Source organism: Xylophilus sp. PBN-3R (assembly GCF_057747805.1).
Genome location: NZ_CM173225.1, coordinates 605,653 through 621,392, shown reverse-complemented (window position 1 = coordinate 621,392; position 15,740 = coordinate 605,653). Strand labels below are relative to the sequence as shown.

Annotated in this window: 16 protein-coding genes; 10 read left to right on the top strand and 6 right to left on the bottom strand. The window is 64.4% G+C overall.

From position 1 onward, the window contains the following. Positions 1-2 precede the first annotated feature (2 nt). Genes AC3ANW_RS02915 through AC3ANW_RS02890 form a run of 6 tightly spaced genes read left to right on the top strand, consistent with a single transcriptional unit; the run spans position 3 to position 6,078 of the window. The gene (locus AC3ANW_RS02915; RefSeq protein WP_488343713.1) at positions 3-1,124 is read left to right on the top strand and encodes an aromatic ring-hydroxylating oxygenase subunit alpha; all 1,122 of its coding nucleotides are present in this window, start codon (positions 3-5) and stop codon (positions 1,122-1,124) included. Then, positions 1,121-1,780, top strand: coding sequence for an LbetaH domain-containing protein (locus tag AC3ANW_RS02910; protein ID WP_488343712.1), 660 nt, complete (start codon positions 1,121-1,123; stop codon positions 1,778-1,780). The genes AC3ANW_RS02915 and AC3ANW_RS02910 overlap by 4 nt, the downstream gene beginning before the upstream one ends. Before the next feature lie 11 nt (positions 1,781-1,791). Then, positions 1,792-2,943, top strand: coding sequence for an aromatic ring-hydroxylating oxygenase subunit alpha (locus AC3ANW_RS02905; protein WP_488343711.1), 1,152 nt, complete (start codon positions 1,792-1,794; stop codon positions 2,941-2,943). Next, complete coding sequence (locus AC3ANW_RS02900) at positions 2,940-3,581, top strand: LbetaH domain-containing protein (protein WP_488343710.1); 642 nt, start codon at positions 2,940-2,942, stop codon at positions 3,579-3,581. Before AC3ANW_RS02905 ends, AC3ANW_RS02900 begins: the two co-directional genes overlap by 4 nt. A gap of 35 nt (positions 3,582-3,616) precedes the next feature. Further along, a complete protein-coding gene (locus AC3ANW_RS02895; protein WP_488343709.1) occupies positions 3,617-4,867 on the top strand; it encodes a hypothetical protein in 1,251 nt (416 codons plus the stop codon). 5 nt (positions 4,868-4,872) lie between these two features. Then, entirely contained in the window at positions 4,873-6,078 is a 1,206-nt protein-coding gene (locus AC3ANW_RS02890; RefSeq protein ID WP_488343708.1) for a class I SAM-dependent methyltransferase, read from the top strand. A 71-nt stretch (positions 6,079-6,149) separates the two neighbouring features. On the opposite strand, the gene AC3ANW_RS02885 is transcribed toward AC3ANW_RS02890, so the two are convergent. The 6 genes from AC3ANW_RS02885 to AC3ANW_RS02860 form a co-directional block, all read right to left on the bottom strand. Continuing rightward, the gene (locus AC3ANW_RS02885) at positions 6,150-6,719 is read right to left on the bottom strand and encodes a dTDP-4-dehydrorhamnose 3,5-epimerase family protein (protein ID WP_488343707.1); all 570 of its coding nucleotides are present in this window, start codon (positions 6,717-6,719) and stop codon (positions 6,150-6,152) included. Continuing rightward, positions 6,716-7,657 (bottom strand): NAD-dependent epimerase/dehydratase family protein, encoded by a 942-nt coding sequence (locus tag AC3ANW_RS02880; RefSeq protein WP_488343706.1) that lies wholly within the window; start codon positions 7,655-7,657, stop codon positions 6,716-6,718. Before AC3ANW_RS02880 ends, AC3ANW_RS02885 begins: the two co-directional genes overlap by 4 nt. Before the next feature lie 3 nt (positions 7,658-7,660). Further along, positions 7,661-8,731: a CDP-glucose 4,6-dehydratase gene (gene rfbG / locus AC3ANW_RS02875; RefSeq protein WP_488343705.1), complete on the bottom strand. Its 1,071-nt coding sequence runs from the start codon at positions 8,729-8,731 to the stop codon at positions 7,661-7,663. Next, positions 8,728-9,501, bottom strand: coding sequence for a glucose-1-phosphate cytidylyltransferase (gene rfbF / locus AC3ANW_RS02870; protein ID WP_488343704.1), 774 nt, complete (start codon positions 9,499-9,501; stop codon positions 8,728-8,730). Before rfbF ends, rfbG begins: the two co-directional genes overlap by 4 nt. Before the next feature lie 85 nt (positions 9,502-9,586). Next, the gene (locus tag AC3ANW_RS02865; RefSeq protein WP_488343703.1) at positions 9,587-10,744 is read right to left on the bottom strand and encodes a DegT/DnrJ/EryC1/StrS family aminotransferase; all 1,158 of its coding nucleotides are present in this window, start codon (positions 10,742-10,744) and stop codon (positions 9,587-9,589) included. Further along, entirely contained in the window at positions 10,741-12,540 is a 1,800-nt protein-coding gene (locus tag AC3ANW_RS02860; protein ID WP_488343702.1) for an O-linked N-acetylglucosamine transferase, SPINDLY family protein, read from the bottom strand. Before AC3ANW_RS02860 ends, AC3ANW_RS02865 begins: the two co-directional genes overlap by 4 nt. Before the next feature lie 82 nt (positions 12,541-12,622). Between AC3ANW_RS02860 and motA the strand changes: the two genes are divergently transcribed. The 4 genes from motA to AC3ANW_RS02840 are packed head-to-tail and all read left to right on the top strand — an operon-like array spanning position 12,623 to position 15,730. Further along, the gene (motA, locus tag AC3ANW_RS02855; protein WP_488343701.1) at positions 12,623-13,483 is read left to right on the top strand and encodes a flagellar motor stator protein MotA; all 861 of its coding nucleotides are present in this window, start codon (positions 12,623-12,625) and stop codon (positions 13,481-13,483) included. Between the two features lie 30 nt (positions 13,484-13,513). Beyond that, on the top strand, positions 13,514-14,554 hold the full coding sequence (gene motB / locus AC3ANW_RS02850; RefSeq protein ID WP_488343700.1) for a flagellar motor protein MotB: 1,041 nt from the start codon (positions 13,514-13,516) through the stop codon (positions 14,552-14,554). A gap of 58 nt (positions 14,555-14,612) precedes the next feature. Further along, a complete protein-coding gene (cheY, locus tag AC3ANW_RS02845) occupies positions 14,613-15,005 on the top strand; it encodes a chemotaxis response regulator CheY (protein WP_488343699.1) in 393 nt (130 codons plus the stop codon). Then, positions 15,002-15,730, top strand: a complete 729-nt coding sequence (locus tag AC3ANW_RS02840) for a protein phosphatase CheZ (RefSeq protein ID WP_488343698.1) — start codon at positions 15,002-15,004, stop codon at positions 15,728-15,730. Before cheY ends, AC3ANW_RS02840 begins: the two co-directional genes overlap by 4 nt. The last annotated feature ends 10 nt before the right edge of the window (positions 15,731-15,740 follow it).

Here is a 15,740-nt window from a genome sequence, read left to right as displayed (position 1 = left end):
CCATGCAGTCCCGGCTGGACGCTTCGCACTACCTCGACGACGGTGTTTTCGCTCGCGAACAGACACATATCTTCCGCAAACTCTGGCTCTTCGCCGCATTCCGTACGGCACTGGCCGAAAACGATGCCTTCGCCACCCTCGAACTGGGCGGCCTGCCGGTGCTGCTGCAAAACTGCAATGGCGAAGTACGGGCCTTTGAGAACATTTGCCCGCATCGCCAGATGCCGCTACAGCAAGCGGCATTCGGGCAGTCGCGCATGGTGTGCCCATACCACGGCTGGGTGTTCGACCCGGAAGGCCGGGTGAAGACCATCCCGCACGAGATGCGGCTCTACCAATACCCACCCGAGGAGCGGGCGGGACTGTGCCTTCGGCGTTATGCCGTGCATGAAGTCGGCAACCTGGTGTTCGTCAACCTCGACGAAAACCCGCTGCCCTTCGAAGAACAGTTCACCCTGGAACTGCAGCAGGCCTTGGTCGACATCAGCGGCCATTTCGGCGCCCAGGCGGTTCACACCGAGATCGCCACCCGCTACAACTGGAAGCTGAACTACGAGAACGTGCTCGACTACAACCACGTTCCGTACATCCACCCCAAGAGTTTCCAGCCACTGCTGCGCGAAGGCATATCGCACGATCGGGAAGACCCGGCCGGCGGTCTGCCAGCGTCGGCGAAGCCACCTGCCGACAGCCTGGCGGCCCAGAGTTTCTGGAGCCGGTCGCCGATTCGCATCGACGCGTCGGCCTGGCACGACCAGGTGCGGCGCTACGGCGACGGCGACTACTACTACAACTTTTTCCTGTACCCCAATGTCAACTTCATTTCGCTGGGTGGGCTGACATTCCTGCTGCAGCAGTTCCATCCGCTCGCGCCGGACCGGACCGAAGTCCGATTCACCTTGTGCGCCGCACAGGAAACCCGTCGCCTGCCGGCCCTTCCCGCCATTCTTTGGGGCCACCTGAAAAGCGAGGTCGCCGTGCTTGACGAGGATGTCGGCCACCTGGAAGCCTTACAGGCCGGATTGCACCAGAACGCTCCACGCGCCCGGCATGGTGCCTATGAAGAAAGACTCGTCGGCGCCGCCAGCATCTATCTCCGACTCATGGAGGCCGATACCCCATGAACACGCCCGCTGGCTTCTGTCTGGTCGGCATCGGAGAAGTCTTCGACAGCATCGCCGGTGATCCGCACGGCTACGACCTGCCCGAGGGCTGGACGCTGCGCCGCGCCGACAGCGTCGAGGGCCTGCCGGTCTCGGCAGCCAGCTTGCTGGACGGTCTCGACATTACGACGACCCGTCTGTTCGTGGCGATTGACCAACACGCACTCAACTACCTGCGCCTAGAACTCTACGGTGCAGCTCGGCTGCGTGGCCTGAGGATGGCCAGCCTGGTCCATGCACGAGCCATCGTGGCGCCGGATGCAATAACGGCCGACAACACCTGGGTGGGTCCCGGCGCGCTGGTCGGCAACGGGGTCCGGCTGGGGAGCGATGTGCTGGTCCATCCGGCAAGTCGCATCGACGCCCGCGCCAAGGTCGGCATGCACGGCTGGATCGGGCCGGGCGCATCGGTGGGTTCGGGCGCCGACATCGGCGCGCACTGCGTGATCGGTGCCGACGTCCAGCTGGCGGCGGGCTTGCGCGTGGGCAAATCCTGCGTCATCGAGATACCGGGCCACCATGCCGTCGACCTGGAACCGGGCACATTCATCCATCCCGGTTTCTCCCGGCCCGCACGGCTGGTGGGCGCCGGCTACAGCTTCGAGAAAAGGCGCTGAGCGCTCAGAACATGCAGGCCACCATCCCGCCAGAAGCCTATTTCGACGAGACCTGGTTCGAACGCGAACGCGCATTGCTGATGACGCCGCTCTGGCAGTTCGTGGCGCCTCGCATGATGCTGGCTCGCCACAACGCCTTCGTCACCCGCCAGGTATGCGGCGTGGAGGTGGTGGTGCAGAACTTCCAGGGCGAAATCCGCGCCTTTGAAAACATCTGCGTGCACCGGCAAAATCCGCTGCAGCAGCAGGCCCATGGAATACGCCCGCTGGTCTGCAGCTATCACGGTTGGGGCTATGACGAGGCAGGACGGGTCGACAACATACCCTTCCACGAAAGTGCCTACCGATTTCCCGCGGAAGAACGGGCCTGCCTTCACCTGCGACGCTTTCCGGTGCATCTGCTGGGCAACCTGGTGTTCGTGAACGTGGGCGCGCGGCCGGTGGCCTTCGAGCAGCAGTTTTCACCGGCTGCGGTCGAGTCGCTGCGGGCAGCTTCCGAACATTTCGACAGCGAGGTGCTGGTCACCACCCTGCCCTGCCGCTTCAACTGGAAACTGGCCTACGAGAACCTGCGCGACTCCCTGCATCCGCGATACCTGCACCAGAAAACCGTCTACCAGCAGGTGAAGTTCCAGGCCGACTTCAACGAAGCGGCGCTGCAGGCTGCAAATTGTTTTGCCGAAGCCGGCAGCGTCGATCGGGATAGCCATCTGGCGGCACTGCGAACCTTCAGCGGCGGCGGGCTGAACGAACCACTGGTCCAGCTGCCGCACTACGCCTGGCACGACAACGTCGAGCGCTACGGTTCCGACGACTGGTACCTCAACTGGCTGGTCTATCCCAACCTGCACGTGGCTTCAGGTTCGGCGGGTTACAGCTTCATCATCGAACACCACCAGCCGGTCAGCGCCGGGCGGACCGACCTCACGGTCTATTACGTCACCGCGCGCAAGAAGCGGCGCTACGCCACCTCGGCGGCGGTGCTGATGTCCCACCTCGAAGGTGCCGAGAAGGTGCTTCGCGAAGACATCGACGTGATGGAGAAGGTGCAGGGCGCGCTGCGCATCGGCAGCCCCCGCGCACGGCTGGGTGATTTCGAGTTTCCCAACCGGGTCGTCGAACGCTGGTACATGGATGTGATGGAAGGGCGGCACGCCTTATGAATTCCGCCATCAAGTATGTCGTCGGCCACGGGCACCTGCTGCAATGGGCGCTCGCGGCATGGGCGGAAGTCGAGCCCGCCACGGCACTCCATGCCATCGATGTCGGACAGGACTCGGGCTACCGCTTCGATCTGGGCGCGCTGAAGGACATCGACGCCCACAATGCGACCGCCTTCGTCGCCTGGAACGCCCAGTTCCTGAACTTCCGGCGCCTTGAACTGATGGGTGAACTCAAGTCCCGCGGTTTCCGCATGCCGCCCCTCGTCTGCCGTGGCGCCACCGTGGCCTCCGACGTTCGCCTGGGCGAAAACACCTTCGTGGGTCCGGGCGCGGTGCTTGCGGCCGGCGCCCAGGTCGGCATGAATTGCCGTATCGGCAGCCTGGCTTCGGTCGGCCCTGCGGCCCGCCTGGCCAACTCGGTCTGGCTGGCGGACGGTGTGCGTGTGGGCGCAGGTGCCATCCTGGAAGCGCATGCGACGCTGGGCTGGGGGGTCATCCTGGAAGACGGCGTGACCATCGGCCGGCAGTGCCTGCTGGATGTCGCGGGTCGGCGTGCCACCGACATGCCGGCCAGGAGCTTCGTCGACGCCCGTTTCCCCCTGGGCGCGGTGGTGGTCGACCACGGCAACGGCGACTGACAACCTTTCTCCGCCCTTCATTTTTCCTCATTGCCATGGCACAGATCCGAGGTTCCCTCCAGCGCGCGCTGATCCGTTTTCCCGGCCTGGACCTGTCGACGGTCCGCCTGGTCGGCTGGGGTGCCGGACAGGCCTTCACCGACTATTACCCACTGGTCGACCTGCCGGTCGAATACACAATCTGTCCGTACCCGGAAAACCAGGGCAAGGTCATCCACGGCGTGGAGGTCAAGGCGCCTCAGGCGCTGCTGTCCGAATCACGCGAAGACATCCTGATCGTGATATTTGCGGCGCACTACCATGAGGTCATACGCCAGGTACGCGAGCAGTTCGGCGACTTCCGCACCATCGGCGCCGTGGCGTTCGACAACGACACCGCCACCTTTCACGAACTCGCCGGCCTTCAACCCATCGTGGCTTCATCCGCCGGGCTGACTCGGGCTACCGATGCGCCGCCCCACCTCGGCATCTTCATGCAGGGGCCCGTCTATCCCTTCACGCCGCTGGCGGCCTGCTACAACCGCACCCGCCACCCGGGTGCCCATCTTTCGCTGGTGACCTGGGAGGGCCAGCCGCCGGAATTGCTGGAGTCGTGTGGGCGCTGGGTCGACGAAATCATCGTACTGCCGCAGCCGCCGGTGCAAAGCCACGACCCGCGCAACCAGGTGATCTACAGCTGCCACGCCGCCAGCCGCCGCATGCTGGAGATCGGGGCGGAATATGTGGTGCGGTGCCGTTCGGATTCCATCGTGACCGGATCCATGCACCAGAGCATCGACCGCATGTTCGGCGACGGCGATCGGAATCCCGGCAAGTTCGGCATATTCCTGGGCCCCTCCTGGGCTTACATGCCTTTCCATTTTTCGGACAAGCTCATTCTGGCCAGAGCACCGGACATGCTGCGCTTCTGGTCGATTCCGCTGGACGACAGGCCCCCGCCGGCATTCGTGCTTTCGCCCGAAGCGCATTTTCTGGAATATCGTCATCTCACGTTCGAGCATTACCTCTGGACCCACTACGCCAGCAGCCTCGGGTATCCGGCCGAGACACTCGAAGACGCCTACCGGTTCGCGCACGCCAAGCTGCTGCCGCTGGACCAGGACGCTTCGATGATGTCGCTCAGGCATTTCACGCTTTTCGATCTCAGGTTCGACAAACGACTGACACATTCATTGGATTCGTGGAAAGAATCGATGGCCGATATCGAGAATACCGTCCAGCGCTTGCGGGCGATATCGAACGCACCACGAACCGTCGCCGACTTGCTGCGCAACAACGTCTGGTGAACGCCGTGACTACCGAGGAAAACGACAGGGTCAGGCAGCACTGTCCCGTTTGCGGACATGCCGACCTGAAAGATTTCATGGAGCGGCACGGCGTACCGACGCTGCAGAACGGTTTGAAAAACTCGCCGGAAGCGGCACGTTCGGTGGCACGGGGCAATCTGTTAATGGCGGTCTGCTGCACATGCAGTTTTGTCTTCAATCGGGCTTTCGATGCATCGGCGCTGAAGTACGACCACCATTACGACAATACCCAGTCGCACTCGGCCTTTTTCGACCAGTATCTCGACAGCCGCGTCGATTCCCTGATCCGAATACCTTCCTTGCGCAACGGCCGATTGGTGGAGGTGGGCTGCGGCAAGGGTGATTTCTTGCGAAAACTCGTTCTGCATGCCGACAGCCGCAATACCGGAACGGGTTACGACCCGAGTTACCGGGGTGCCCTGTCGGAAGCCGGCGGGCGGCTGAAATTCTCGACGGCGTATTACCGGCCCGAAGCCGCGGCGGCGCCACCGAACGCCATCATCTGCCGGCATGTCATCGAGCACATCGAAAAGCCCGGCGAGTTTCTCCGCAGCTTATTGGGCACCCCGCCCGCCCGCACCGACCTATTCTTCGAAACACCTGATGTCCGATGGTCGCTGCGCCACACCGTCTTCTGGGATTTCTTCTACGAACATTGCTCGCTCTACAACCCGCTTTCACTGACCGCGTTGTTCAGGAAGCATGGTTATGGAGACATTGCGGTGGAAACGACTTTCCAGCAGCAGTACCTGTGGATGTCCGCAACCGGGCGGGTGGCCGGCACGCCGGCTGCGCCCGACGAACCGCCGGCCATCGACGATTTCCTGCAGCTGGTGCACCACTACGCGACGGCCGAATCGGGTGTGATGGCCCGCTGGCGCACAGACATCGGCCGCTGGTCGGAAGCAGGTCCGGTCGCGCTCTGGGGCGCAGGCGCCAAGGGCGCCACGCTGGCCCACATGCTGGACCCCGACGCCGCTGCCATAGACTGCCTGGTGGACATCAATCCGCACAAGCAGGGCCGTTTCCTGGCCGGGACCGGCCATGCCATCGTGGCCGCCGAAAACCTGGCGCCGCGCGGTGTGCGCACTGCTGTCGTGATGAACGAAAACTACCTCGGCGAAATCGTGCAGTGGCGAAACGCCCGATATCCGGCGCTTCGCCTCGTGGCTCAGGGCCGGCTCTGCTGAAGCGCCGTTGCAGCGGTTCTGGCCGGCGCTCGCCCGCGCCCTGAAACGGCTGATGCCGCGTACGCCGCAGGTCAGGGTTTCGTCGCCGAGGGCTCCTGGATGAAGGCCCGTGCCGCATCTCGCCCGGATATTTCGGTGACCGGCAACGGCCATGCGATAGCCAGCGCGGGGTCGAGCGGGTTCAGGCCGTCTTCCGCATCGGCGCGGTAAGCCGCGTCGACCAGATACAGGATTTCGGTGTCCGGCTCCATGGTCTGGAAACCGTGGGCGAATCCAGGCGGCACGACCAGGCTCCGGCGGTTGGCCGCCGACAGGACCACCGCGGCACTGCGAAGATAGTCCGGCGAGTCTGGCCGGATATCGACCACCACGTCGAGGAGGCTGCCGGCGATGCAGGCGACGATCTTGGTTTCTGCGTGGGGAGCATGCTGGTAATGCAGGCCACGCACGCTGCCGGCCCGCGCCGAGAACGAGTGGTTCATTTGATTGATGGGCTGTTCGATACCGATGCGGGAAAACGATTCGCGGCAGTAGAAACGCGCGAAGAATCCCCGGTGATCGAACATCGGCTTGCGGTCGACCACCCACACGTCGGGCAGCGCGCAGCGGCTGAAGATGAACTTGTCTGTTTCGATGGTCATGGCAGGGTCGGTGGGGTCCGGCAGAGCTGCGAAAGGCCTTCCTGCAGGCTGATGCGGGGAGCCCATCCCGGCAAGGGAGGCAGCCCGGTCGCGACCGGCGCCATGACTTCGCGCACCCGATACGGGCGCCCCCCCCAGTTGAGTCGGGCCGGCTTGCCGCATTCCGCGGCAATCCGGTCGGCCAAGCCGCGCAGGTCGGTCGTTTCGCCCGGCAGCACATACCGGAGCCACAGCGCCTGCGGGGCATCGGCAAGCAGGGCGCAGGCCAGCGAGAACGCCCGCGCGACATCCTGCACATGGACGAATTCCAGCGTCTGCCGGCCACCCGAAACATCCAGCGTCTGCTCGCGGCCGATGGCGTCCAGCAGCAGCGGGAGGATCTTGCGCCGGGTGTCGCCGGGACCGTAGGTATCGCTCAGCAACAGCGTCAGGCACGACAGCCTGCGAACCTGGTGGCACCAATGCAGAAGGTCCTCGAAATTCTGCTTGGTGACGGCGTAGAGGTTGACCGGCACCGGGTCGCCTTCATGCGCGCCGAACTGCCAGACGGTGCCGGCATTCACGATGCCGATGCCGCCGCAATGCAGCGCCGCTTCGGCGACCACCAGGCCGAGCCGGATGTTGGAGTCGACCAGCGCCCCCAGGTCCGCCGGCGTATGGTCCGCCCGGAACGCCGACGCCAGAAACACGATCACCGCGGGCCGGACCGCTTCCAGGATGCCCACCAGCGTGGGGTAGTCGCCCTGCCAGTCAAGGCGCCGGACCTCGGTTGCCGAAGGCAGGCCGGTCGGCAGCGGATGGCGCTGCGTCAGGTACACCGCCCAGCCGTCGGCGAGCAGCTGCGTGCAGGTCGCGCGCCCGACGAAACCGTCGCCACCCACCACCAGCACAGTGCGGCCCGAGCGGTTCTCCGCCGGGTTTCCGGAAATGTCCGCCATCGCTCAGCTCTCCGCCATGCGCGCCAGCTGGCGCTGCAGGTAGGCGTCGACGGTTTCGTGGTCGTGCGCCAGGCCGTGCCATTCGGCAATGGCCGCGAGCGAAGCTTCGACCGTCCATGCCGGACGCCAGCCGAGCCGTTGCCTCGCCAGCGTGCTGTCGAGCTTCAGCAAACGGGCCTCGTGTTTGCCATCGTTCGATCCATCCACGCGGTAGGAACCCACGCCCAAGGATTCGATCAGGCCGGCGACCACCTGCTCGACAGTGAAATCCTGCGAAAGGTCGGGTCCGAAATTCCATGCGCCGGTCCAGGCATGGCCTTCCAGGTGCAGCCGCTCGGCCAGCAGCAGGTAGGCGGACAGCGCGTCCAGCACGTTGAGCCACGGGCGCACGGCGTCCGGATGGCGCAAGCGGACCGGTTCACCCGCAGAAAGCGCTCGCAGCACATCGGGTACCAGCCTGTCCGGCGAGATGTCGCCGCCACCGATGACATTGCCGGCGCGTGCGGTCGCAACCGCCGCAGCGGTGCCGCCAGCCGGAAAAAAAGAATTGCGCAGGCTGGCTGTCGCCAGTTCGGCGCAGGCCTTGCTGCTGCTGTAGGGATCGCGGCCGCCAAGCCGGTCGGACTCGCGGTAGCCCCAGTCCCATTCCCGATTCTCATAACATTTGTCGGTCGTGACCACCACCACGGCCTTCACCGAGGGCGTTCGCCGCACCGCATCCAGCAGGTAGACGGTGCCCATGACATTGGTGGCGAAGGTTCCGACCGGATCGTCGTAGCCGGCACGCACCAACGCCTGGGCGGCCAGGTGGAAGACGACATCGGGCGCCGCGGCCGCGAGAGCGCTTTCGAGCTGCGCACGGTCGCGCACGTCCCCGATGTAGTGCGCCTGCCCGACGTCGCCGAAACCGGCGCGCAGGTAGAGCGAGCCGGGCTCTGCCGGCAGCGAATAACCGGTGACCACCGCGCCCATGCTTTCCAGCCATGCCAGCAGCCAACAACCCTTGAATCCGGTATGCCCGGTCAGGAAAACCCGTCGCCCGCGCCAGTAGGCGGCATCCGGTGCCCGTCTCATTCCCACACCCGCCAAGGCGCCCGGCCGCCACGCCAGAGTTCTTCGAGCAGGTTCTTGTCGCGCAGTGTGTCCATCGGCTGCCAGAAACCGGCATGCCGATAGCCTTCGAGCTGCCCGCTCCGTGCCAGGGCTTCCATCGGCTGCAGTTCCCAGGCGGTCGAATCGCCTTCGATCAGGTCGAAAACCCGCGGCGAGAGCACGAAGAAACCGGCGTTCACGACTGCACCGTCGGACTCCGGTTTTTCCTTGAAAGCACGCACCGCGCTGCCCTCCAGCTGGACCGCGCCGAAGCGGCCGGGCGGTGCCGCACAGCTCATGGTCGCCCACTTGCCGTGGCGGCGGTGGAAGTCCAGCGTCGCGGTTATGTCGATATCGCCCACACCATCGCCGTAAGTGAAACAGAAGGCCTGGTCGTCCTCGACGAACCGGCGCACCCGCTTCATGCGGCCGCCGGTCTGGGTGCTCTCGCCGGTGTCGACCAGCGTGACCCGCCAGGGTTCGGCATAACGTTCGTGGACCTCCATGCGGTTGTTGGCCAGGTCGAAGGTGACGTCGGACTGGTGCATGAAGTAGTTGGCAAAGTACTCCTTGATCAGGTAGCCCTTGTAACCGCAGCAGACCACGAAGTCGTTGATGCCGTGCTGCGAATACAGCTTCATGATGTGCCAGAGCATCGGCTTGCCGCCGATCTCCACCATGGGCTTGGGTTTGTAGAGCGTTTCTTCGCTGAGGCGCGAGCCCAGCCCGCCGGCCAGGATGATGGCTTTCATTCAGTGGTCCGAAATTGTTGTGGTGATGCCAGGCGCCGCGAATCGCCGCGGCCCGGCCGGCACCGGTTCTGGGACGGCCGGCATGTCAGGCCAGACTGTCGCGCAGGGCCGAAGCGACGGCGTTCATCTGCGCGGGACTGATGCCGGGAAAGAACGGAACGCCGCACATTTCGGAGGCTATGACAGTGGCGTGCGGCGTCGGCAGGCACACGCAGTGCGGCGCCACGGCCAGCATGCGGGCCAGCAGGGGCTGGTACCAGCGCCGTGTGCCGATACCACGCTCAGAACAGATGTTCTCCAGTCGTTCGCGCCGTTGCGCTCCGGGCAGACGGAGGCACATCAGCGTGGGTGCCGCCACGGGTTGAAACGTGCGCTGCCAGCGCAGCACACCTGCGCCCGCCACGGTATCGAGTTGCTCACGCAGCCCGGCATGTCTGTGGCGGCGGCGCTCGGCTCCGGCATCCCAGGCCGCCAGCGACGCCAGCCCGACAGCCGCGTGGTATTCACTCATCTTGGCGTTGGTGCCGACGCTCGCCAGCATGCCCACGGGCAGGCTCGCGGCCTGGTCGAGGTTGATGCCGAAGTTGGACAACTGTCGGACTTGCCGAACGAACGCCGCATCGTTCGAAACAACGAAGCCACCCTCGCCGGCCGGCAGCGACTTGGTCGCATGCAGGCTGAACACCGCCGTGCCGCGAAAGGCTGTCAGCCATTGGCTGCCGAAGGCTGCCGCGGCGTCCAGGATGACCGGCACACCGGTTTCCTGCTGGAAGGCATCCCACTCGGCCATGTCGTGCGGCGCACCGAAAGCCGCGACCGGCATCACCGCGTCGACCGGCACCTGCTGCAACGCCGCGCGGGCAATGGCCGGCGTGAGCAGCCAGCTGTCGGCGTCCACATCGGCCAGCACCGGCGTATGCCCGGCGCGCAGCACGGCAGTGGCGGTGGCGACGAACGTCAGGGACGGCAGCAGCACCCGGCTGTGTGCAGGCAGGTCCAGCACCGCCAGCGCGAGTTCAAGGCCGAGCGTGGCGCTCGCCACGGTCGTCAGAGCCACGGGCGCGACGGCGCGCTCCTCGAACCGTTGACGCAAGCCTGTTTCCAGTTCGCGCACCAGGGGACCGTAATTGGAATACTGCTGCGCCGCATGCATCCGCTGCAGGTAAGGCATCAGCGCTTCGGGGCTGGGCAGTTCTGGCACCAGCAAGGGCACGCCGTTCGGCGCCTGGCCGGCCTGCATCATGAGCGGGCCGCCTCAAGGCACTCGCACGACCGGATTTCCGTCTCCAGGTCGTCGCGGAAATCCAGGCTTTTCTTCTGACCACGCAGATAGTTGAGCCACATCAGCCGGAATGCCTTCTCGAGCTCGGCGGTACGGCTGCGGTAATCCATCAGGGTGGTCTGGCGCATCTGTTCCCGCGCCACCGCCCTGCGTTTTAGCAGCGCCTCCGGATCCGCCATCCACGCCAAGGCCTTCGCCACGTAATCGTCTTCGTCGGTCGCGACCCAATCACCGAAGCCCATGCCCTGAAGCGTGCGCGCCGTCGAGGCATCGGTTCCCCGCTCGCCATCCATCGCCACGATGGGCAGCCCCATCCACAGCGCATGCAGCGTGGTGGTACCGCCCGAGATCGGCGAGGTGTCGAGCGCAACGTCCGCGATATGGCCCATTTCCATGAACTGCTCCAGTGCCTGCTGATGCATCACGAACACCCGGTCGACCGGCAAACCCGCAGCTTCGATACGACCCTGCATGGCTTCCCGCGCGGCCTCGGCCGTGCGTTCCTTGACCATCACGATGAGCCGGGCGTCCGTCCTCGCCTCCAGGATGCGTCCCCACAACAGCAGCATCTCGTGCGTTACCTTCAGGGAATTGTTCAACGACACCAGCGTCGGGTGACCCAGCTCCAGCATCGGCGGCGTTTCGCGCAGCGGCGCGTGGATCGGCGGCGCATAGCTGGCCATGCACTCCAGCCGGAACAAGGTCTCGACGTAGTATTTTTCGCGGCCCGGCGGGTCCATGCTGTAGTCGGTCAGCCGGTAGTCCATGCCCTTCATGCCCAGGGTGTTCATGAAACCCAGCCAGGTCACCTGCACCGGCGCGGCGCGCATGGCAAAAACGGCCAGTCGGTCGCCGAGCGTGTGGCCCGACAGGTCGACCAGCACATCGATGCGCTGCTCCCGGATGTATTCGAGCAAGGCCTCGTGGTCGAGTTCGTTGACGTTGTGCCAATGCGGCACCAGCTTGCGCATGCTGACGGTGATGTCGTCCACGCCGCCGCTGGAGAAAACATGCACGTCGACGTTGTCATGGTTGTGGTGGGCCAGCACCGGCATCATGAAGAAGGCGATGGAATGCTGGCGAAAATCCGCCGTCACGTAGCCGATCCGAAGCTTGCGGCGCGGATCGCGATCGGCCACCACCAGCGGCCTGGCCGCAGCCGTCAAACGATCCGGAACACGTTGACCCCAATCACGGTAGACCTGCAGCGTGCGAGCCGGATCCTTGTCGATATTGCTATGCACATAAGCCCGCATGACCCAGGTGGCTGAATCGTTGCTGAGGCTGGCGGCCCGCTCGATCACCCGTTTGGCTTCTTCGAGCCGCCCCAGGTTGAATTCGGCGTAAGCCAGGTAGCGCAAGCCTTCAGGCGAGTCCGGCTCCAGGGCCAGCGCCGTCTGCAGGGCATCGATGCCCTGCTGCCAGAGCAAACCCACCAGATAGATATAGCCGATGCGTAACCAAGCATGAACAAGTCGTGGCTCGTACGACAAAGCCAAGGTGTATTTGATCAATGCTTCCTGAAGCATCTGCCGGCGCTCGAATGCCGCCGCATCCGCCAATGCATCCCGCGCTTCTTGTGCCAAAAACGGGGTGGACGCTGTTTTTTTTGCCGTGCGTGAAGCTGCCGGTGGTCGCGGTTTTTTCATTCGCGCCATTGTGATGCGTGTTGACAACGGGAAGTGGGGATCAGGCAGCCAAAGCCCCGGCTTTTCTGCTGAGCTAAGTAATCTGACTAAGTTAGCATTCCGATACATTCCTACCTTAGGCTTGGCCGTTTTCCCAGCCCATCGCCGGATCGCGAAATTCGCTTTTCTGCCGGCTTTTTCTCAAAACCACATGCTCGTCATCATTGGCTACATCGTCTGCCTGGGGTGCATCTTCGGGGTGTACGTCGCGCACGGGGGCAACATCAGCGTCATCCTGCATGCGCTGCCGTTCGAGATCATCACCATCATGGGTGGTGCGCTCGGTGCTTTCGTGGTGAACAACCAGGGCAAGGTGCTGAAGGCAGTGCTGAAGACGCTGCCGACGGTGCTCAAGGGTTCCAAGTACACCAAGGCGCGCTACATGGAGCTGATGTCGCTGCTCTACGACATCCTGCAGAAGGCTCGCAAGGACGGTTTGATGGCGATCGAGAAAGACGTCGAGACGCCGCACGACTCCGAGATCTTCAAGAAGTACCCCGCGGTGGGCAGCGACCACCACGTGGTGGAGTTCATGACCGACTACCTCCGCATGATGGTGTCGGGCAACCTCAATTCGCACGAGATCGAGTCGCTGATGGACAGCGAGATCGAAACCCATCACCACGAGGCACATGCGCCCATCGCCGCGCTGGCGCGGCTGGCCGGCGCCCTGCCCGCATTCGGCATCGTGGCCGCGGTGCTGGGTGTGGTGAACACCATGGGCTCGGTCGGCCAGCCACCTTCGGTGCTGGGCGGGATGATCGGCTCGGCGCTGGTCGGCACCTTCCTGGGCATTCTTCTTGCCTACGGTGTGGTCGAACCCCTGGCCGGCCTGCTGGAACAGAAATCCGAGGATGCCGGCAAGGAATTCCAATGCATCAAGACCACCCTGCTGGCCAGCATGCAGGGCTACAACCCGACTACGGCGATCGAATTCGGTCGCAAGGTGTTGTTCTCGACCGAGCGACCGACCTTCGCCGAGCTCGAATCCCACGTCAAAGGCAAGAAGTAGCAGGCGCCCGAAACCGGCAGTCGACACGCCATGGCAGAGAAGAAACTCCAGCCCATCATCGTCAAGCGCATCAAGAAGGGCGGCCATGCCCCGCATGGCGGCGCGTGGAAGATCGCCTATGCCGACTTCGTGACGGCCATGATGGCGTTCTTCCTGCTGATGTGGCTGCTGGGCTCGACCGCCAAGGGTGAGCTGCAGGGCATCGCCTCTTATTTCACCAACCCGGTCCAGGTTTCGCTGGGCGGCGGCGATGGTTCGGGCAACAGTTCGAGCATTCTTCCCGGTGGCGGCAACGACCTGACCAAGGTCCACGGCCAGGTGCGGCGTTCCGAATCCGACGCCGACAAGAAGACCAAGATGGCTGCCAGGATGGAGAAGCGCAAGCAGGCCCAGCAGGACGCCAAACGCATGAACGAGCTGCAGGAGAAGATCGCCGCGCTGATCGCGGTGAACCCGAAGCTGGCCGAGTTCAAGTCGCAGATCAAGATCGACATCACACCCGATGGCCTGCAGGTCCAGATCGTCGACGACCAGAAACGACCCATGTTCGACAGCGGCAGCGCGCTGGTCAAACCCTATATGCGCGACATCCTGAAGGAAATCGGCTCCGCACTGGGCAGCGTGGAAAACAAGCTCAGCATCGCCGGCCACACCGACGCCACGCCCTACGGCAACGGCGACCGGGGTTACAGCAACTGGGAGCTGTCCGCCGACCGCGCCAACGCCACGCGGCGCGAGCTGGTAGGCGCCGGCATGCCCGACGCCCAGCTGGCCCGGGTGGTCGGCGTGGCCGCCAGCGACCCTTTCGACAAGACCGACCCGCGCGCACCGACCAACCGCCGCATCACCGTCACCGTGCTGACCCGCGAGGCCGAAGAGCGCCTGCTGGGCCACGGGCTGCCCGCGGTGCCGCCGGACGAAGTCCCGGAAGCGGTGGAAATGCTGGACGGCAAGGCCAACGGCCGGCCGATTGCCAGTTTCCCTCCCGCGAAACCCATGATTCCGCTGCCCGCCCGCCCCGTGAAGAACGAGGCGGAGGAGCCGGACCCCAAGCCGAACAGCAGGCCCTGACGCCGGTGTTCATCCCCGTTTCTTGTTTTCCCCCCATTCCCCACTGAAAGGCTCATCCGTGGCCACTGCCTTGCGTTTCCTGATCGTCGACGACTTCTCCACCATGCGCCGCATCGTGCGCAACCTGCTCAAGGAATGCGGTTTTGCAGAGGCCGACGAGGCCGAAGACGGCTCCGCTGCCATGCAGAAGTTGCGTAACGGCCGCTTCGACTTCGTGGTGACCGACATCAACATGCCCAACATGAACGGCTTCGAACTGCTCAGCAACATCAAGTCGGATGAAAAACTGCGCCATCTGCCGGTGCTGATGGTGACCGCCGAAGCCCGCAAGGAAGACATCGTGGCCGCTGCCCAGGGCGGTGCCGCCGGCTACATCGTCAAGCCCTTCACCAAGGCGACGCTGGAGGAAAAGGTCAACAACATCCTGAAGAAGACGGGGCTGGTGGCATGAATGCGCCCGCCACCTCCTCGCAGGACACGGCGGCCGGCGCACTGTCTCCGGTACCGGCCATCGTCCACATGAAGATCGGCCAGCTGACCCGCCAGCTGCACGACTCGCTCAATGCACTGGGCTTCGCCGACAAGCTGCGCGACAGCGCCAGCGAACTGCCGGACGCCAAGAGCCGCCTTTCGTACATCGCCCGCCTGACCAACGACGCGGCCGAAAAGGTGCTGAACCGGGTGGAAATGGCCAAGGCCAACCACGAGTTCATCCTGAACGAGGCGCGGGCCATGGTCGCCAACGTCAAGAAGGATCCCGTGGCGGCGGTGGCGACCGGGCGGATCATGAACTTCCTGGAGGACATGGAACGCACCACCCAGGAAGCCGACGGCCATCTGACCGAAATCATGATGGCGCAGGACTTCCATGACCTGACCGGTCAGGTGATCGCGCGGGTGGTGAGCCTGACGGCGTCCATCGAAGACCAGTTGCTGCAGCTGCTGATCCAGACGGCCCCGCCGGGTTCTGCGCCGCCGGAAGCCGCCGCTGCGGCCACGGCTGCCACGGCAGCGGCGGTGGCAGATGCCGAAGCGGCAGTGGAAAGCCTGCCGGAGCCGGTGAGTTCGGCGCATCCGCGTCTGAATGGGCCTGTGGTCGACTCCGAAAAGGCGTCGGGAGACGTGGTGACCAGCCAGTCGGAAGTGGATGACTTGCTGGCCAGCCTGGGTTTCTGAAACCCACCGC